The following is a 19,911-nucleotide window of genomic DNA, read 5'->3' as shown; positions in this document are numbered from 1 at the left end:
GCGCATCGCGTACGCCAGGTACGCCTCGAAACGGGTGCAGTACCATGGGAGGTGGAACGTTTCATATCCGCCGAGTTCAAATCAGGGGGTTGGCGATGAACGCGAGGCAAGGCGCATTGCTGCGCGAATTGCTTGAGGCAACCGAATTCCAGACATGCGATTACTTCGCCGGCCGCTTGGGATGTTCCGAGCGCACCGTGCGCAACGATGTGAAGGTGATCGCGACGTTTCTCCAGCACGAAGGGTTCTCGTCGCAGATCGTGGGCAAGCGCGGCGCGGGGATGCGGCTCGTGCTGGCGCAGGGCGAGGGCAACCGCCTCGTGCGCGTGCTCGACGAGAGCGAGTTCTCCATGCAGCCGCGCTTCGAGCGCCTGTGCCAGGAGATGACCATATTCGCCTGCGCGCCCGGCACGCACACCGCGGAGTCGCTGGCGCACCGGCTGTACACGAACAAGCAGCAGATCCAAGCCGACGTGCGCTGGTGGCAGCGCATCCTGGCCCCGTACGGCATCGGGCTGACCACCGGGCGCAGCATCGCGCTCGAGGGCACGGAGTGGGTGGTGCGCGGGTTCGTGATGTCGGTGCTGTTCTCGTTCTCGGCCCGCGCCGTGAAGCAGCGCATCGAGCCGTGGCTGACGGGCGAGGGCGTGAGCAAGCACGACCAGGGGTTCTACGAGCGGTGCATCGACGAGGTGCAGGAGTCGCTGGGCTTCCGGTTCTCGAGCAACGCGCAGTGGCAGCTCACCGTGTATTTGAAGGTCGTGGTGGCGCGCATCCGGCTGGGCTGCACGATATCGTCGCATGCGAGCCATCGCGCGCTCTCGCCGTACTTCTCGGACCTGCGCGTACGGCTGGAGCGCCATTTCGGCATCACGGTGTCGCTGGCCGAGATGCACCTGCTGCAGGACATGGCCGATTGCTGCACCTGGCAGTGGAGCTCGAAGCTCATGGACCAGTACGTGCCCGACGAGCGCGCGTTCGGCATCGCGCGCGACATCGTGCGGGCGCTGGCCGATAGCTTCCAGAGCGAGGTGCCGCCCTCGTACGTCAAGCCGCTCGGCATCCTCGTGGAAAGCGGGCTCACGCGTCGCGCCTGCGGGTTCACCATCAAGAACCCCAACGAGCTGACCGTGAAGTACGACACGATGGACAGCTTCTGCCTGCTGTCGTCGGTGCTCGTGGACGTGGGGCCGGTGCGCGAGGCGTACCTGAACGGCTCGGACTATGCGCGCATCGCGCTCGTGCTGCTGGAGTACCTCGAGCAGGTGGACTACCAGCGCCGGTACCGTGCGGGGCTCGTGGTGAACTGCGGCATCGACATGGCGCTGTTCGGCAAGCACCGCATCGAGAAGCTCATGTCGAAGGTGCGCGTGGCCGATATCGTCACCGAGGACGAGATCCAGATGGAGTGCGCGCGGTCGAACGTCGGCCTGTTCGACCGTTTCGACTTCCTCATCTCGTTCGAGCCGCTGGCGGTGGACTTCCCGTCGGTGGTGGTGTCGAGCACTATCGACGAGCGCGACATCGAGCGCATCGTCGCGTCTATCCCGCTGTGGAAGAGCGGCCACGAAGCCGAGCTGCCCTGGGTGCACCGCAAGCTCAAGCGCGGCCCGAAAAACGTGGGCGTGGTGCGCGGGCTGTGCGACGATCTGCTGGTCAACGGCGAGATCGACATGACCTACGAGCGATTCGTGTGGCTGTTCGAGACGCTGTCGTTCGTGAAGGGGCGCACGCTCGTGCTGGCGCTCTGCTGCGAGGGCGTGCAGCGCACGCGCGCCGTGCTGTACCAGATGGAAGGCGATGCGCACGTGTTCGGGAAGCGGTGCTCCATGGCCGCGGTGCTGCTCGTGCCCCTCGCGGATCGCGGCGACCTGACGCCGGCGACCGAGGGCTTCAAGCGCCTCCTGGAGGCCCACGCCGACATCGCGGACGTGGCCGACGAAGGGGACTTCTTCAGCAGCTTCCCGGAGTAGGCGCAACGAGACGCAAAAACGCTGCGGCCCCTGGATTCCAGGGGCCGCAGCGTTGTAGGGGGGGTGCAGGCGCGCTCAAGGGACGATAAGCGCGCCTGCGCGGAATGGGCTGATGCTACTCGTGTGCGTACACCTGCTCGCCTTCCTTGATGGTGGCGATCACGGTTACGTCGCGCAAATCGGCGGGGTCGATGGCGAAGGGGTCGCGGTCGAGGATGGCCAGGTCGGCCAGCTTGCCGGCTTCCAGCGTGCCCTTGCGATCCTCCTCGCCGTACTGGTAGGCGCCGTTCACCGTGATGGCGCGCAGGGCGTCGTACACGCCGACCTTCTGGTCCTCGTCGAGCTGCACGCCCTTCTTCGTCACGCGGTTCACGGCGCACCAGGCGGCCTCCAGCAGGTTCGGGCGCAGCACGGGCGTGTCGGTGTGCAGCGTGAAGGGCAGGCCGGCGCGCAGGGCGTCGCCGCACGCGCTGATGCGGCCGCCGCGCACGGGCCCGAAGTTCTTGAGGTGCACGTCGCCCCAGTACCAGATGTGCGACGAGAAGATGGACGGCACCATGTGCAGCTCGGCCATGCGCTCGTACTGGTTGGGGCGCATTGTCTGGCAGTGGATCATCACGGGGCGCAGCTCGTGCTTGCGGGGGTTGTCGGACGCGTCGAGCGCGGCGGCGTACACGCGCAGCAGCTGGTCGCCGGCCGCGTCGCCGTTCGTATGGCATAGCAGCTGGTGCCCGCCGTCGATGGCCTTCTTCGCGAAGGCGATGGCATCCTCGTCGGTCATCGTGCCGTACGCCACCCAGTCGTCCTCGCCTTCGGGGCCGCTGACGTAGGGCTCGGTCATCCACGCGGTCATGCCCTGCGGCGAGCCGTCTAGGAACATCTTGAGGCCGCCGATGCGCAGGTGCCCCCGGTACGTCGGGCCGTCGTAGGCGGCGTACTGCTCCAGCATGGCGTCCACGTCCTCGCCGTGCATGGGGTAGGCCACCACGTCCAGCTTGAGCTTGCCGCTTTCGGCCATGCCGCGCAGCAGCTCGGCCATCGATGCGGGGGTGGCTCCGTCCTGGCAGGTGGTGATGCCGTGCTCGAGGTACACGAGCTGCATGTCGTCGGCGATGGCGTTGAGGTCGAGGTTCATGCGCGGCTGCGTGACGGCGTACAGGGCGTTCACGGCCGCGGGCTCCTCGGCGTAGCCGTCGGGCTCCTGCGTGCCGGCCACGCGTCCGTAGCGGCCGCCTTCGGGGTCGGGCGTGGACGCGTCGATGCCGGCCATGTCGAGCAGCAGGCTGTTCGCCACGGCCATGTGGTTCGAGGCGTGCACGGCCAGGATGGGCACCTCGGTGGACACGGCGTCGAGCACGCTCTTGTTGGGGTGGTGCCCCTCGGCGAGCTCGTTCTGATCGTAGCCCGTGGCCATGACCACGCCGTCGGGGCCCACGTTGCGCGCGGCGATGAACTCCCGGATGACGCGCTGGATGTCCTCGAACGAGGTGCACAGCGACAGGTCGGCGTACAGGACGTACTGCATGGAGCCGCCGAAGTGGCCGTGCGGGTCGATGAGGCCGGGCAGCACGGTGGCTTCCTGGAGGTCGACGGCTTCGGCGTCGGGAGCCTGGCGGCGGGCCTCGTCGAGCGGCCCGACGAAGGCGAGGGTGCCGTCGTCGGCGACGACGAGCGCCTCGGCCCGATCGTCTTCGGCGACCATCGTGTAGAAGGTTGCGTTGTGGAAAAGCGTGGTCATGGGAACTCCTTACCTTGGGTGGTGCGGGGCGTGCAGGGCAAAAGAAACGGGTGGGGTGCGATCCCACCCGTAGAGGTGCCGTTATTTCAGCGAGGGCCGGGCGCTGCGCGGCGCGCAGCGCCCGGCGTGATGCGGTATCAGACGGGCGTGGGCTCGAGGTCCTCGTCGCCCGCGGTCGCAACCGGCGCTGCTGCAGCGGCGGTTGCGCCTTCCTCCTCCTTCTTGAACACGGTGATCCAGCGCGTGGTGATGAGGCCCGCGAGGATGACCACGGCCGACACGCCGTATCCGGTGATGGTGGAGTTGACGCGCGCCTGGGAGTTGATGGCCACGAGCTCGGCCTTCTCGGTGTCGGACATGGGGATGTCGGCGATGGCCTGCTCGAACTGCGAATCGCCCATCAGCGTGAGGTTGCGCTCAGACACGGCCGCGCGCACGGCGGGGGTGATGGTGGGGTTGGCGTCCATGGCGGAGTTGATGTTCGAGGTGATGCCGAACAGCAGCACGGCGCCGACGGCCGCCACGCCGATGGCCTGGCCCACGTTGCGCATGGTGGTCTGGATGCCGCCGGACTGCGAGGCGTCGCGCTCGTTCACGGCCAGCGCCACGATGTTGTTCGTGTGCGAGCTCACGATGCCGGCACCGGCGCCGGCCACGGCCAGGCCCACCCACATGAGCGGCGTGACGACGCTGCCCTGCAGCGACAGGCCCATGGGGATGAAGGCCAGCGCCATGACGCAGTAGCCGATCTGGATGACGCGACGCGGGTTGGCGTTCGGGATGAACTTGGGGATGCCCATCGAGAAGAGGAACGTGGGGATGCCCACGGCCAGGGCGGACACGCCCATGAGCATGGGCGACCAACCGGCGACGAGCTGCAGGTAGGGCGACAGCAGGATGGCTTGCAGGCCCATGAAGAAGAACGTGATGGCCGAGGCGATGAGGCCGGCGCGCACCTGCGGGGTCTTGAGGAACGACTGGGGGATCAGGGCGATGCCGTTCTTCGCCTCGACGCGCTTCTCCACGAACACGAGCACGACGAGCACGATGAGGCCGAGCGCCGCCATGGGCAGGGCCGGCGAGATGCCGAAGATGGTGAAGGGGCAGCCTGCGAACGGCTCGATGAGGCCCCAGGCCGAGATGCGGGACAGGCCGATGAGGAACAGGAACAGGCCCACGGCGGCGAGGCCGGTGCCGATGCCGTCGAACTTGAGCTTCTCCGTGGACTTCTCGATGGCCGGGATCTTCAGCGACATGACCAGCACGAGCACGAAGTACACGGCCAGCACGCCGTACGTGATGCGGAAGCCGCCCACCTGCATGATGATGCCGAGGAACAGCGGCAGGAACGCCGAGAGGCCCGACGCGGCGCCGATGCAGCCGAATGCGAGCATGCGGTTCTTCCCGTGGTAGATGTGGGGGATGAGTCCCAGCACCGAGGGGATCATGAAGCTGGCTCCGAATCCGACGAGGATACGGCCTCCCCAGATGAAGACCGTCATGTTCGGCGACAGCGCCATGACCAGCTCGCCCGCTGCGCACAGCGCGGCGCCCATGCGGAAGTTCTTGCGCCAGCCGATGATGGTGCCCACGAGTCCGCCGGCGATCATGAACGCGCCGGCCATGAGCGAGTACACCATGTTGGCCAGCTGGATGTCGGGCGTGGTGGCACCCAGGATGTTGACGAGCTCGGTGTTGGCCAGGCCGAGCGCGCCGTTGTCGCCCGACGTCCCCATCTGGGCCATGATGAGCACGAGGATGGGCAGGACGAGAAACTTCTCGACGGTCCCTTCCTTCGATGCTGCGGGGTTCTTCTGATTCATGCTTCCTCCTTGTCTGCGTGTGAGCAGGTCTGCTGGCGCTCATTCTAATGACGCGAACAGGGCGCGTTGGCAGAATCAGTTCCGGAGCAACGGCAAAACGGAGACGGGGCCCCGTGCGAAGAGCGTCGACGACGGCGCGACGGCGCGGGCGATGAGGTTGCATGAAAACGCAGGTGAGCGGCATGGTTTCGCGTTTTCCGATTCCGGGTGAGCGACGGGGTCGGCGCGGGCGCGGCCTCCGGCAAGGGCGCGGCCCGTGCCGGAGTTCCGGCAGCGGTTCATCCGCGAACCCCGCAGTTCGCTTCCTATAATGCGGGACGTTCACCCTTGAGAGGAAGGTGCTCCATGGAGGTTTCCGCAACGGCCCAGAAAGCCCCGAAAACGTTCTCCGCCTACGCCGCCAACAAGTGCCTCATCGGCTACGGCCTGGTCAACGGCATCGTCAACGCGGCGGTGTTCGCCGCCATGCACGCGGCGCAGCCCGAGGTGGGGTTCGGCCTGCCCGACATTATGATGGATCTGACGCTGACGGGCGCCATCCTGGGCATCATCCTGTTCGCCTGCGTGGTGCCGCTGACGCGCCACGACATGAACGCCGCGCGCTTCGCCCGCCCCGAGGCGCTGCCCTCTTTCGTGCGGCTGCTGCCGCGTTCGTACGTGGGCGCGATGCTGGTGCTGGGGCTCGTGGCCGCCGTCGCCGCCGTGGCGGTTGGCCTGGCGTTGGCGTTGATCGTGGGCATCGTGCTGCCGTTGCCGCTGCACTTCGTCACCATGATGGTGCTCAAGGGCTGCGTGTGCGCCTGCATCGGCGCCCTGTCCGGCTTCCTCACCATCTCCTACGTGGTGCGCGGCTAGCTAGCGGGCGCAACCTGTCGGACGCCGCGCGTAATTCTCGTTAAGCCCGATCGACCTCCACGCCTCGCCTTTCGCGATACGGTATCATGCGTACCGTATCGCATCTTCTTGAAGATCGCTTCTCGTGCACAGGGGAAACGGAGGGGCTCGTGGTTACCGTTGCGGACATCATCGCACTGCCGGCGTTCAAGAACGTGGAGCTCGTCGCTCCCTGCGAGGGGGCGGAGCGGCGCGAGGTGCGCAACGTGGGCATCCTCGACTGCCCTCCCGACTACAACGAATACAGCGTGTACGTGGCGGGCGAGCTCATCCTCACGAACCTCGGGTTCGCGTTCGGCAACCCCGGCATGGCCGAGAAGTCGCTGCTGACGATGCTGCGTCGCGACGTGGCTGCCATCGCCATCAAAACCGTGTACGAGCCTCCCATCAGCGACGTCGTGCGCAAGGAGAGCACGGCGCGCGGGGTGCCGCTCTACCTGTACGACGGCGCCTACCACGAGACGGTGGCGTACCAATCGCTCGACCTGCTGCAGCGCGATCGCGACGAGCTGGACAAGGGCAAGGCCCTCGACGAGCTGCTGACCACCCACGACGGCGACCAGGTGCGCACGCGGCTGAGTGCGCTCGTGGGCGTGACGGGCTCGAAGCTGCAGTGCTTCGCGTTCGCCCTGCGCGCGGGCGACCCGTGCGCGTTCTACGCCATGCTCGACTCGGTGTCCTCGGGGCTGGGGACGGTGAGGGACGGGTGCGCGGCCGTCGAGTCGGCCAGCGTGTGCCGCTACCGTGATCATATCCTGGCGTTCGTGTCCTACGGCTCGGCCGGCGACGAGGAGCAGGCGGCCGCCGAGCGCCGCTGCATCGCCGTGGCCTCGGTGGAGGGCAGCCTGCACTGCGGCGTGAGCGAGGCGGTGCACCTGAGCGACGGCGACCTGGCCATCCGCCAGGCGCTTGCCGCGGCCGCGAGCGCGCAGCGCCACGGCGACCAGCTGGTGCGCTGGTCGGGCTTGCACCTCTCGGCCTTCGCGAGCGCCGCGCGCCACGACCGTCTGTTCATGAGCGCGAGCGAGCTGTACCGCTCGATGCTGGCCACCTACGACGAGGAGCACGGCACCGAGCTCGTGCGCACGGCCGAGGCGCTGGTGAACTGGCACGGCGACGTGAAGGTCATCGCCGAGGAGCTGCACCAGCATCCGAACACCGTGCGCTACCGCATGCGCAAGATGAAGGCCGTGCTGGGCATCCCCCACGAGGACGACAAGGTGTTCATCAACCTGCTCAGCCTCGTGTTCCCTCCCGATCTGGACGCTCGTCGCCGCTGAACGGGGAGGGCACCTTCTGCTTGCTGAGGAGGTTCGCCGTCACGTACGCCGCGAGGCCGGACGCCATGCCCGCCACGATGGGGATGGAGCTTGCTGTTCCCACGACGACGAAGCAGCCCGTCACCGCCACGGTGCTCGCGCCCAGCGCGTACAGCCCCGCTTTCGGGCTGAACCGCTTGAGCACGAAACTGGCCACCAGCGGCACGAACACGCAGCCCGACAGGTACCCGTAGCAGATGTCGATCCCCACCAGCACATCGTTGATCCACAGCGAGCACACCATCACCACCACGCCGATGAGCAGGGCGAACAGACGCGTGATGGTCACTTCCTTGAGGTGCGCCGTGCCCTGGGCCGCTCCTTTGCGGACGAACCGCAGGTACAGGTCGTTGTACAGGATGGTGGACGACGCCAGGATGGTGCCGCTCGACACCGACATCGTGGCCGCCATCGCCGCCGCCAAGATCAGCCCGCGCACCCCGACCGGCAAGAACGTGGACACGCCCACCACGAACGCGTTCTGAGGGTTGTCCAGGTGGGGCAGCAGCACGAACACGCTCATGCCGATGACGACGGTGGCCAGCGCGTAGAATACGCTGTACACGCCCGCGCAGACGGTGCCCGTTTTCGACACCTTCTCGTTCTTCGCGGTGAAGATGCGCTGCCAGATGTCCTGGCCGATGATGAGCCCCGGCACGTACAGCACGAGGTAGGCGAAGCTCTTGTCGAAGCCCATGCTGCCCACCGACAGGTACGCCTCGGGCACCTTGCTGACGAGCGCGTCCCAGCCGCCCGCCGCCGAGATGCAGAAGATGGGGGCCAGGATGAGGATGCCCACCGTTTTCACCACGAACTGCACGATGTCGGTCATGGTGACCGACCACATGCCTCCCACGAACGTGTACAGGATGACGATGCCGCCTCCTACCAGCATGGACAGCGTGGCGTCGATGCCCGTCACGCCGTTGATGATGGTGCCGATGGAGATGACCTGCACCACGCTCAGCGTGAGCGTGTAGATGAGCGTGAGCGCCGAGCTGAACACGCGGGCGATGGGGCCGTAGCTGCTCTCCACCACCTCGTTCACGCTGAGAGCGCGCAGCTTCGAAAGCTTGCTGGTAACCAGGAAGCCGGCCGCGACGAGCCCCAGTCCGATGCTCAGGTTGAGCCAGATGCCGCCGAGCCCGAACTCGTAGCCCAGCTGGGCGCTGCCGATAGTGGAGCCGCCGCCCAGCGTGAGCGCGGCCATGCAGCCGAAGAACAGGGGAAACGACAGCCGCCTGCCGGCCACGAGGTAATCTTCCTTCGTTTTCGCGAACCGCGCCGCGATGAAGCCGATGGCCACGATGACGATGAAGTACAACGCGATGATGACGTAGTCGATAGGCGATAGAACCATCTGCGACCCCCGCTCCGTTGGAAGAACCCGCTTGCGCGCTTTCATCCTAGATTCCTGTTGCCCTGTGTCCCTTGTTCGGTCGGACAAAGCGCGCGGCTCGGGTTTTGTCCGACTGTCCAGAGGGGCTCCCTCTCGCCGCTGCGTATGATGCTTCTCGTAACCTGGCCTGCCAGGAGGGGTCGCACCATCGGGCGCGGCGTCCGTCGGGGATTAGGGCGCAAGAGCATCCATCGAAAGGAGCTTCACATGACCGAGTCGGTATTCCAGGGACGCAGCCTCCTCTCCACGAGGGACTACACGAAAGACGAGCTGATGTACCTCATCGGGTTCGCCGAACATCTCAAAGACCTGAAGAAGTGGGGCGTCGAGCATCGCTACCTCGCAGGCAAGAACATCGCGCTCTTGTTCGAGAAGACGTCCACCCGCACCCGCGCCGCGTTCACCACCGCGTGCATCGACCTGGGCGCGCACCCCGAGTATCTGGGCAAGAACGACATCCAGCTGGGCAAGAAGGAGACGGTGCGCGACACCGCGCTGGTGCTGGGCAGCATGTTCGACGGCATCGAGTTCCGCGGCTTCAAGCAGGAGCACGTCGAGGATCTGGCGAAGTACAGCGGCGTGCCGGTGTGGAACGGCCTCACCGACAAGGAGCATCCCACCCAGATGCTGGCCGACTTCATGACCATGAAGGAGAACTTCGGCACGCTGGAGGGCCTCACGCTGGCCTACTGCGGCCAGGGACGCAACAACGTGCAGAACTCCCTCATGATCACCAGCGCCATCCTGAGCGTGAACTACGTGAACGCCACGCCGGCCGAACTCGAGCCCGACCCGGCCATCGTCGAGGTGGCGCGGGCCTTCGCCGCCGAGAGCGGCGCTACCATCACGGTGACGAACGACCCGGTGGAGGCCGTTGCGAACGCCGACGCCATCTACACGAACGTGTGGGCGGCCATGGGCGAGGAGTCCCAGTTCGCCGAGCGCGTGAAGCTCATGTCGCCCTACCAGGTGAACGCCGAGCTGCTGTCGCACGTGAAGAACCCGGACTACATCTTCCTGCACTGCCTGCCGGCCTTCCATAATGCGGAGACCGAGTACGCCGCCGATATGGCCGAGCGCTTCGGCGTGAAGGAGATGGAAGTTACCGACGAGGTGTTCTATTCCGACCACGGCCGCCAGTTCCAGCAGGCTGAGAACCGCATGCACACCATCAAGGCCATCATGGCGGCCACCCTGGGCGATCTGTACATCCCCTGCGTCTAAACACGCTTCCCGGTACGCCGTGCGGCTCTGCGCAGGGTCGCACGGCAGGCTCTGTCTGCGAGGATGCCGCTTCTGCGGCACCCTTGGGCAGCTGCGCCCCGCTGTGCCGGAAGCGTCGAGGAGAGGAGCATCCATGTCAGACAACGAGCCCGAGAAGGGCAAGAAGAAATTCAAGATGCCGAACACCTACGTCATCCTGTTCGGGGTCATCTGCTTCATCGCCGTGCTCAGCTGGTTCGTGCCGGGCGGCGCGTACGAGCTGAACGCCAACGGCGACGCTATTTCGGGGACGTACCACATCGTGGAGTCCAACCCGCAAGGGTTGTGGGACGTGTTCATGGCGCCCATCACGGGCATGCTGGGTTCGGGCGCCATCAGCGGCGCCATCGCCATCTCGCTGACCATCTTGCTGTTCGGCAGCTTCCTCGAGATGATGGAGGAAACCGGTGCGGTGAAGACGGCGCTCAAGCGCATCACCATGAAGAACCAGAACAATATGCACCTGCTTATCGCCATCCTTGTATGCCTCATGTCGTTCCTCGGCACCTTGGAGGGTGCCTACGAGGAAGGAATCGTGTACTTCCTCATGTTCGTGCCGGTGATCCTGGCGCTGGGGCTGGACACCGTGGTGGCCATCATGATCGTGGTGCTGGGCACGCAGGCCGGCTGCCTGGCCTCGACGGTGAACCCGTTCGCCACGGGTATCGCGTCGGGTATCGCGGGCATCTCGGCCGGCGACGGCATGGGCATGCGCGTGCTGATGCTGGTGGTGTTCACGGGACTCGTCATCTTCATCATCAACCGCTACGCCGACAAGGTGAAGGCTCATCCCGAGAAGTCGGTCCAGTTCTTCCGTCGCAAGCTCGATCTTATCGAGTTCCCGGTTTCGGCTGACGAGAACTTGGAGCTGTCCGGCCGTCAGAAGGGCGTGCTGGCCATCTTCGTCCTCACGTTCGCCATCATGGTGGTGGGGTGCGTGCCGTGGACTTCCATCAACCCTGATTGGACGTTCTTCGAGCAGTTCGTGTCGTGGATCGGCGTCACGCCGGTGCTGCGCGAGGTGCTGGGCAGCGACATCACGCCGTTCGGTTCGTGGTACTTCCCCGAGATCGCCATGCTCGTGATGGTGATGACGTTGCTCGCGGGCATCGTCATGCGCTACAAGGCCGATAAGATCATCGACACGCTGATCAAGGGCGCTGCCGGGCTCGTGTCCACCGCGTTCGTCGTGCCGCTGGCGCGAGGCATCCAGGTGGTGATGGACGGCGGGCAGATCACGCCTACCATCCTGCACATGTGCGAGAGCACGCTGTCGTCGCTGCCTCCCGTCGCGTTCGTGATCGTGGCGCTGGTCTGCTACTTCCTCATTGCGTGCCTCATCCCGTCGTCGACCGGCCTGGCCGCCGCGACCATGGGCATCATGGCGGCGCTCTCGCAGTTCGCCGGCGTGGACGTGGCCATCATGGTGACCATCTACTGCATGGCGCTCGGCCTGGCCAAGATGATCTCGCCCACCTCGATCGTGGTGATGACCTGCACCTCGGCCGCCCACATGAGCTACGGCGACTGGGTGAAGCGCGCCGCTCCCATCGTGGGCTTCCTGTTCCTCGTGTGCTGCGTGTTCCTCACCGTGGCCGTGATGCTGTAACCCTCCGTGCTGCCCCGGGGCGCCCCGCGCCCCGGTATCCCAAGCGATTTCGTGAATGGTCCAATGAAAGGAGCCTCCCATGGCTGAAGAAGAAAAAGTGTACGTGTCCAACGCGACGAACCCCCTGAAGAAAGTGATGATGTGCTCGCCGCGCTACTACCAGTTCAACGGCATCAACGTGATCACCGCCGAGTGGATGAAGAAGGGCGACCAGGAGAAGAACGACGTCATGGTGGCCGAGTGGCAGATGCTCGTGGACGCCTACAAGGCCAACGGCATCGAGGTCGTGGAAGTGGAGGCGCGCCCCGAGTTCGAGGTGATGACGTTCGCCCGCGACTACGGCTGCATGATCAAGGAAGGCGCCGTGATCGGCCACTTCCGCCATCCGGTTCGCCAGGTCGAGGCCGTGGCGTACGAGAACAAGCTCAAGGAGATGGGCGTTCCCATCGTGGCGCGCGTGAACGCGGGCTGCATGGAGGGCGGCGACTTCTGGATGATCGACGAGCACACGCTGGCGTGGGGGCAGGTGGACCGCACCGACCAGGCTGGCGTTGACAACCTGCGCGACCAGCTGCAGAAGTTCGGCTACACCGTGGTGGGCGTGCCGTGCCCGCCGGACAACCTGCACCTCGACATGATCTTCAACATCGTGGCCCCGCAGGTGGCGCTGGCCTGCATCGACCAGCTTCCCTACAACTTCCTGCAGATGCTCAAGCGCCGCAACTTCGAGCTGATCCCCGTGGCCAGCGAGGACATGTACAAGCACGGCTGCAACGTGCAGTGCATCGGCGACGGCAAGGTCATCGCCATCGAGAAGAACAAGCACATCAACGACAAGATGCGCGCGTTAGGCATCGACGTGATCGACGTGCCGCTCGACCAGATCCTCCATGCGGGTGGCGGCCCCCACTGCCTCACGCAGCCCATCGAGCGCCCGTAACCGCGCCGCATCGAAAGGCAGGGCTGTCATGAAAGTTTTGATTTGCGACCATCCCGACTCCATGATGCCCGACCACACGCTGGAAACCGAGACCCTGCGAGCGGGTCTCGGTGCCGACGTAGAGGTCGAGGTGTACGAGTACGAGGACGACAAGCGCGACGAGTTCTTCCAGCATCTGGCCGACGCCGACGCGCTGCTCACGGCGTTCGTCACGGTGGACGCCGAGGCCATGGACCACGCGCCGAAGCTCAAGGTGGTGTCGCTGAACTCCACGGGATACGACCAGGTGGACTTGGAGGAGGCCACGAAGCGCGGCATCGGCGTGTGCCCCATCGGCGAGTACTGCACGTGGGACGTGTCGGAAAGCGCCATCGCGTACATGAACGCGCTCAACAAGCACTTCAAGTTCTACCAGAGGGAGATCGACGAGCGCCACAAGTGGGATTACGCCGCCGCTCCGCAGTGGCCGCGCCTGGAGGACCAGGTGTTGGGCATCGTGGGGTTCGGCAAGATCGGGAAGTGCACGGCCGAGAAGGCGTCGGGCCTGGTGAAGCACGTTATCGCGTGCGATCCGAACGTGGACGACGTGGCGTTCGCCGAGTGCGGCGTGACGCGCGTGAGCAAAGACGAGCTGCTGGCCCAGGCCGACATCATCGTGAACCACATGTGCCTGACCGACGACAACGTGCACTACTTCGACGAGGCGGCGTTCGACGCCATGGTGCGCCGCCCCATCTTCATCAACCTGGGTCGCGGCCTGTGCGTGGACGAGGAAGCGCTCGTGGCGGCGCTCGACGCGGGCAAGCTGCGCGCGTTCGGCACCGACGTGCTGTACGACGAGACGCCCGACTTGGCCACGAACAAGCTGGTGGGACGCGACAACGTGATCATCACGCCGCACTCCGCGTTCTACTCGACCACGGCCATCGAGGACTTGGAGCGTTTGAGCTGCGAGAACATCGTCCACTTCCTGAAGGGGGAGAAGGAGCGGGTGTTCAAGCTGGTCAACGAGGTGTAGAACACGCGGCGGCGCGCGGGTGCTCCGCGCGCCGCCGAGCCGGCATCCGCCAGTCGGTCCGCCGCCGGCTGGCGGATGTTTCACGTGAAACATCCGTTCTGAAACGCCCGATTGTTTCACGTGAAACATCTTGCATGCCGCGCGGTGCGGCTTCTGCGGTATCATGGGCTGGACAGGTTCCGGGAGGAGGCCCCATGATCACGGTTGCGGACATACTGGCGTTGCCGGCCTTCGAGCAGGTGCAGCCCATCACGCAGTGCGTCGGCGCCGGCGCGCGCGAGGTGCGCAACGTGGGCATCCTCGACTGCGCCCCCGACAAGGACGACGGGTACGCTTCGTACATCCCCGGCGAGTTCATCGTGACGAACCTGGGCTTCGCCCGCGACGATCCCGAGCTGTCGGAGCGCTCGCTGCTCGTTCTGATCGCGCGCGGCGTGTCGGGCATCGCCTTGAAGAAGGTGTACCGCCCCATCGTGAGCGAGTGCGTGGTCGCCGCCGCCGAGGAGGCGGGTGTGCCGCTGTACCTCTACGACGGGGGCTATCACGAGGTGGTGGCCTATCAGGCGCTCGACCTCATCCGTCGCGATGCCGAGGAGTCCGACAAGGGGCGCATCCTCGACGAGCTGCTGTCGGGCCACGACCCGCAGGCCACGCGCGGGGCGCTGTACGAGCTTGCGGGGACCACCGGCTCCACCGTGCAGTGCGTCGCCGCGGCGCCGCGCGCGCTCGACGAGTGCTCGCTGTACGCGACCCTCGACGCGCTGAGCGCGGTGCTGGCCGACTTCAAGCGCGATTGGGAGGTCGTGGACGCGACGTTCGTTTTCCGCTACCACGGCGCACTGCTCGCGTTCGTTTCGTACGCGCAACCGCCTGCGGGCGTGCGCTCGCGCTCGGAAGGCGACCTCGTCGCGCGCATGCGCACCGCGGGTTCGGTGTCGCTGGGCGTGGGCGAGGAGACGCCGCTCTCGGACGGCGACATGAGCGTGCGCGAGGCGCTCGCGGCGCTCAAGACGGCGCAGATCGAGAACGAGGACGTGGTGACGTGGGCCGACCTGCATCATGACGCGTTTCGCGCGGCGGCGTGCGAGGGCCGCCTGTTCTGGCGCACCGCGGCGCTGCATCGCGCGCTGCTGGAGGAGTACGACGACGCCCACGGCACCGAGCTCGCCGCGACGGCCGAGGCGGTGGCGCGCGCCTACGGCGACCTGCGCCTGGCGGCCGAGGCGCTGCATCAGCATCCGAACACGGTGCGCTACCGTCTGCGCAAGGCGAAGGACGTGCTCGGGATGGCCGATTCCCCCGACCGCGAGTTCACGTTCCTGCTGGGGCTCGTCTACCTCGATCACACGAACCCCCTGCTGCAACCCTGACGCTCGTTCTGGCTCGTTGCGCCCGTGCGCGATTTCATGGCGCTCTGTGCGGAAAAATCGGACTTTTGGGAGTTTTTTCTCGGCCTTGGCGTGACGGAACGTCTTTCGGCGGAGCGCTCGCCGGCAAAACACCAGGTCGCGTATTCGTCCCGGTGCACAATGCGAGGCTCGGATTGCCAAAAACCCGATTTTTCCGCACAGAGCGTTGGCTCAATGGTAAACCACCGTTGTACGATCGGCCAAAAGCGGCCGGCCAGGTTCTCCGTTCGTCCAAACGCTTCTTTTCCCCAGCGCAGTACGCTGGATGCAACGAAAAGGAAAGGAGCACCTCATGTTTGGAAAACTGAACGAACAAGCCACGTCCGCCCTGCTGTCCCTGGAATCCGGCGATCTGTCGTACTGCCTCAAGCTGGCGAAGCGGTTCGAGCATATGGGCATCGAGAGCGAGCAGGCGAGCAACGCCCTGTGTGCGCTCGTCGAGGGCGGCGAACTCGAGGCTATCTACCAGGCCGGATAGCGTTCCCTCAGCTGGCCGCCTTGATGGCGCGGTCGCGCGGTGCCAGGTTCTCGAGCTGTTCGAGCTCCTTCAGGCAGGCGTGGATCGTCTCGGCCGCGCTTATCACCCGGGGGTCCGCATCGGCCCGCCACGCCACGACGAGCGGGAACCCGAACGGCGCGCCGTCGAGCCGGTCCACCAGGACGACGTCGTCGCGCCGTGCGCAGTACAGGTTGGCCGTCGCCTTGGGCGTGATGTACAGCGCCGTGCCGAAGTCGGCGATGAGCAAATCGGAGAAGCTCTGCATGCTGCCGGGCGCGTACGACAGGTGCGGGTCGGCGCCCAGCATCCGGTCGATCAGGATGCGATCGTGCTCGTAGGCCAGCATGCTTTCCGTCATGATAGAGGCTCCCACCAGGTCGTCGCGCGAAAGCTGGCGCTTCGCCGCCAGCGGGTGCGAGGCCATCATGGCGATGACGGCCGGGAACGGGCGCGCCGGGCGGTAGGCGAGGCCGCGCGCCAGCGCCTCGTCGACGAGGCGGGGAAAGTACGAGAAATCGCACAGCAGCGCGATGTCGGCGCGGTCGGTGTCGAGGGGCGCGAACGGCTGCTCGCGGAACTCCCGGTCGACGAACTGGAACGGCACGTCGAGGCGCTCGCTCAAAAGCGAGGCGAGGGACGCCGTGGGCGTGAGGCAGGCGATGCGCACGCGCCCGGCCGCCTCCTCCCGAAACCGCGTGCAGCGCGCCACGGTGCCTTCGAGCGTTTCGAGGGCCGACTTCGCGCCGTCGAGGAACAGGGCGCCTTCCTGCGTGAGCGCGTTGTCGTTGTCGCGGTCGATCAGCTTCAGGCCAAGCTCGCGCTCGAGGTTCGCGATATGGGTGCTCAGGGTCGATTTCGCGATGAACAGCTCTTCCGCCGTCTCGCTGAAGCTGAGATGGCGGGAGAAGGCGATGAACTCCTCAAGGTATTCGGTCCTCATCGGCGGGCGCGGTTCCTTTCTTCCGATGTGTCGACGGTCGTTCTGGAAACCCGAACGGGCTTTCGTACGGCAGGCGGTGCCGCACGGGGCGTTCGGAGTTCTCGAACGCGCTGTGCCCATCATAATGTTAGTTGTAGCTAACTATGTTCGAAATTTGTAAACAGCCCGTTAAATTCATGAACGGGATTCGCGTTTTCACGCTTGTCGCCGCGCGCTCCTCATCGCATAGTGATGGACGATCATGTAGGAGAGACGGTTGGTTGCGGCCCCGATGCGGGCTTTTGTTTTCACGTTGAGTTAGCTTGGTCTAACAAAATAAGGCGCGCGCCGATCGCGCGCGGCGCAAGGCCAGGGGTGCGACCATGAGACGAAAGGATATGCGAATGATCAGATCGAGGCAGAGGTTCGCGTTCGCGAAGCGCGGTGCGGCGGTGATGCTCGCAGCGACGCTGACTGCGGGCATGGTGCCGACCATGGCGCTTGCGCAGGCGGGCGGATCGAGCGCGGCGACGGCGGCTGCCGCCGCGGCCACGAACGACGGGTTCTACCTGGAGGAGGGCCAAACGTACTCCGTTGGCATAACGTGGTCCAACGATTTTGGCATGGGAACTCGGTTTCTCGGGACTCAGGCCCAGCTTGTGTACACCGGCGGTGCCTACATTGCGAAGCTCATGTTGACGAGCGAAGGCCAGACATACGCCGACAATGCTGTTTTGACCTATAACGGGGTGGACTACGCTTCCGAGAACGGCACATTTTCGTTGCCGCTGTCTTCGTTGACGAGCGGACTCCAGATTACTATTACCAAGATGGGCAACATGCCGATGAAGCCCACTGTCGACGTCGCGCTCGATTTGAGCGGGCTGCCGACGGAGCCGCCGGTGGTCGAGCCCGAGCCCGAGCCCACGCCCGACCCCGAACCGACGCCGGATCCCGACCCGGAGCCGACGCCCGAGCCTGACGAGCCGGGCGATGCCGACGACGATGCGTATGCGATTGCGAACGCAACCTGGTATCTCGTCAAGGACGGCGTTCAGGAGGAGACCGCCACCGATCGCATGTCGAACTTCTTCGGCAACACGGTTCAGTACGCGGACAACGGCGACGGTACCTACACGCTGCGCATCGACGCATCGGGCGTCGCCGGTCTTCAGTTTTGGATGAGCTTGAACAACGGCGATAAGAGCTACGGCACTTTGGATGGCGAAGTCTACGTCTTCTCCTTCGTCGTGAACTCCATCAGCGAAGGGATCAACCTCCAGCTTGGGTACACCGCCGGGAATCACGTCGGCTCTCACGATACGAATCTCTACCTGGCGGGAGCTGAGCCGACGCCTGATCCGGATCAGCCGGGCGACGGTGATGGTGACGGCAACGACGATACCATCGTGGAGGGCAAGGAGTACACGGCCGGCATCACGTGGGCGCAGTACGGCGCGATGGCCTCCCGCTTCATGGAATCGGAAGCGATCATCGTCTACCGGGACGGCGCCTACGCGGTGAAGCTGCCGGTCACCGCGACGGGCGCGGCCGCTGCCGGGTTCGCCCTCACGTACGATGGCACGAAGTACCCGGTGGAGGACGGTGCGTTCGTCCTGGCCTTCAAGGAGCTGCCCTCCAGCATCGAGGTGTCGCTGAGCTCGGACAACATGCCCATGGTGATCACCGACACCATCACGTTCGACCTGAGCAACGTGCCCGACGCAGACGACGGCAGCGGCGACGTTGAAACGGTCGACAAGACCGCCTTGAATGCCGCTATCGCCGATGCGAAGGCGCTCACGCAGGGCAACAAGACCGACGAGGCGTGGGACGCGCTGCAGGCGGCCATCGCTTCGGCCGAGAAAGTCGCCGCGAACGAGAACATCCCGCAGCCGGGCGTCGACGGCGTGACCGCCCAGCTCAACGCCGCTATCGAGACGTTCAAGACCAGCGCTGACAAGGAGACCCCGTCGGGTCAGTACGGCATGGTGGTCGGCAAAACGTACACGGCTTCCGTGAGCTATGCGGGCACCGGCTCGTTCGCCGGCATGCAGGACATGCTCCAGCAGATGGTGACCAAGTACTTCGGCACCGCGGTGGAGCTGAGCCTGCTGGAGGACGGCACGTTTGACGTGGTGGTGTACTTCGGCGGCTCCACGGGCTACGACGACGCCATCGGCGACCTCACCTACAACGGCCAGGCCGTCAAGCAATCCGCCAACAAGACGTACACCGTCAACGTGCCCTCGCTCGAGAGCGCGATCGATCTGGCCCTGCACGTGGGCGGCTCCATGAACATGGACATCACGTACGCCATGACGGTGGACACGTCCACCATCGCGCTCAAGAACGGCGACACGCCGGTGACGAGCGTCGACAAATCAGCGCTCCAGAGCCTGGTGGACCAGGCCTCCGCTCTGACGCAGGGCAAGAAGAGCGATGCGGCGTGGGAGAGCCTGCAGAGCACGCTTTCCGCGGCCCGTGCGGTTCTGAACGACGCCAACGCCTCGCAGGACGCGGTCAACCAGGCCGCCACGTCGCTGAAGGAGGCTATCGATCGCTTCAACGCCAGCGAGAACGTCGCGTTCCAGGTGGGCCACACCTACGAGGTGCCCATCGCGTTCTTCAAGCAGGGCAGCGTGACCGAGAAGTCCATGGCGGCGCAGTACTTCGGCGACACGGCGCTCGTGCGTCCTCAGGAGAACGGCACCTTCACGGTGAGCTTCGCCGCGTCGGGGCAGGGCTTGGAGTACATCAAGTCGCTGTCGTACCAGGGCAATGCGATCGCGCAGAGCGGCAACCAGTTCACGCTGTCCATCCCGGCTGCCGAGAACGATACGGTGATTCCCATCAGCATGTCCATCACCATGATGGAGCAGCTGGGCATCGGCCAGTCGCAGGTGGCCGACATGCACCTGTACCTCTCGCAGGCGAAGGACCTGGGCACGGGCCAGACCGGCTTGGCCGCCTCGTCGTCCAACCTGGCCCAAACGGGCGATGCCACCGCGGGTCTGATGACCCTGGCGGGCGGCGCGCTCGTCGCGGGCGCCGCGGTTGCGATGACGGCCCGTCGCCGCATGACCCAGCGGAAGTAAGCATCTACTG

14 protein-coding genes are annotated in these 19,911 nt (G+C 65.5%); 10 read left to right on the top strand and 4 right to left on the bottom strand.

The window, feature by feature from the left end:
* Positions 1-95 precede the first annotated feature (95 nt).
* Positions 96-1,973 (top strand): BglG family transcription antiterminator, encoded by a 1,878-nt coding sequence (locus GS424_RS15385; RefSeq protein WP_160941331.1) that lies wholly within the window; start codon positions 96-98, stop codon positions 1,971-1,973.
* A 115-nt stretch (positions 1,974-2,088) separates the two neighbouring features.
* Here the strand turns inward: GS424_RS15385 and GS424_RS15380 are convergent, their stop codons facing one another.
* Positions 2,089-3,711 carry an amidohydrolase gene (locus tag GS424_RS15380; protein ID WP_160941330.1) on the bottom strand — a complete coding sequence of 541 codons (1,623 nt, stop codon included), beginning with the start codon at positions 3,709-3,711 and terminating at the stop codon, positions 2,089-2,091.
* 137 nt (positions 3,712-3,848) lie between these two features.
* Positions 3,849-5,534: an MFS transporter gene (locus GS424_RS15375; protein WP_160941329.1), complete on the bottom strand. Its 1,686-nt coding sequence runs from the start codon at positions 5,532-5,534 to the stop codon at positions 3,849-3,851.
* A gap of 345 nt (positions 5,535-5,879) precedes the next feature.
* Here GS424_RS15375 and GS424_RS15370 point away from each other — a divergent pair, with 345 nt between their 5' ends.
* Positions 5,880-6,389: a hypothetical protein gene (locus GS424_RS15370; RefSeq protein WP_154332912.1), complete on the top strand. Its 510-nt coding sequence runs from the start codon at positions 5,880-5,882 to the stop codon at positions 6,387-6,389.
* A gap of 149 nt (positions 6,390-6,538) precedes the next feature.
* Entirely contained in the window at positions 6,539-7,708 is a 1,170-nt protein-coding gene (locus GS424_RS15365; protein WP_244977576.1) for a helix-turn-helix domain-containing protein, read from the top strand.
* Here GS424_RS15365 and GS424_RS15360 read toward each other — a convergent pair.
* Positions 7,665-9,107, bottom strand: a complete 1,443-nt coding sequence (locus GS424_RS15360; protein WP_160941327.1) for a sodium:solute symporter family protein — start codon at positions 9,105-9,107, stop codon at positions 7,665-7,667. The two genes, GS424_RS15365 and GS424_RS15360, sit on opposite strands and share 44 nt — an antisense overlap.
* A 246-nt stretch (positions 9,108-9,353) precedes the next feature.
* On the opposite strand from GS424_RS15360, the gene argF reads away from it, so the two are divergent.
* The 6 genes from argF (at position 9,354) to GS424_RS15330 (ending at position 15,863) form a co-directional block, all read left to right on the top strand.
* A complete protein-coding gene (gene argF, locus GS424_RS15355; RefSeq protein ID WP_114555446.1) occupies positions 9,354-10,370 on the top strand; it encodes an ornithine carbamoyltransferase in 1,017 nt (338 codons plus the stop codon).
* Between the two features lie 133 nt (positions 10,371-10,503).
* Entirely contained in the window at positions 10,504-12,018 is a 1,515-nt protein-coding gene (locus GS424_RS15350) for a YfcC family protein (RefSeq protein WP_160941326.1), read from the top strand.
* Between the two features lie 79 nt (positions 12,019-12,097).
* A complete protein-coding gene (locus tag GS424_RS15345) occupies positions 12,098-12,958 on the top strand; it encodes a dimethylarginine dimethylaminohydrolase family protein (RefSeq protein ID WP_160941325.1) in 861 nt (286 codons plus the stop codon).
* Between the two features lie 28 nt (positions 12,959-12,986).
* The gene (locus GS424_RS15340) at positions 12,987-13,976 is read left to right on the top strand and encodes an NAD(P)-dependent oxidoreductase (protein ID WP_160941324.1); all 990 of its coding nucleotides are present in this window, start codon (positions 12,987-12,989) and stop codon (positions 13,974-13,976) included.
* A gap of 194 nt (positions 13,977-14,170) precedes the next feature.
* Positions 14,171-15,346, top strand: a complete 1,176-nt coding sequence (locus tag GS424_RS15335; protein ID WP_160941323.1) for a PucR family transcriptional regulator — start codon at positions 14,171-14,173, stop codon at positions 15,344-15,346.
* A 331-nt stretch (positions 15,347-15,677) separates the two neighbouring features.
* Positions 15,678-15,863, top strand: a complete 186-nt coding sequence (locus tag GS424_RS15330) for a hypothetical protein (RefSeq protein ID WP_101723563.1) — start codon at positions 15,678-15,680, stop codon at positions 15,861-15,863.
* Between the two features lie 7 nt (positions 15,864-15,870).
* On the opposite strand, the gene GS424_RS15325 is transcribed toward GS424_RS15330, so the two are convergent.
* Complete coding sequence (locus GS424_RS15325) at positions 15,871-16,824, bottom strand: LysR family transcriptional regulator (RefSeq protein WP_160941322.1); 954 nt, start codon at positions 16,822-16,824, stop codon at positions 15,871-15,873.
* Between the two features lie 383 nt (positions 16,825-17,207).
* Here GS424_RS15325 and GS424_RS15320 point away from each other — a divergent pair, with 383 nt between their 5' ends.
* Positions 17,208-19,901, top strand: coding sequence for an LPXTG cell wall anchor domain-containing protein (locus GS424_RS15320; RefSeq protein ID WP_193666530.1), 2,694 nt, complete (start codon positions 17,208-17,210; stop codon positions 19,899-19,901).
* Positions 19,902-19,911 lie beyond the last annotated feature (10 nt).

Source organism: Eggerthella guodeyinii (genome assembly GCF_009834925.2).
In the GTDB taxonomy this organism is placed as follows: domain Bacteria; phylum Actinomycetota; class Coriobacteriia; order Coriobacteriales; family Eggerthellaceae; genus Eggerthella; species Eggerthella guodeyinii.
The sequence above is the reverse complement of the archived record's forward strand: the minus strand, read 5'-3'. Positions and strand labels throughout refer to the sequence as shown.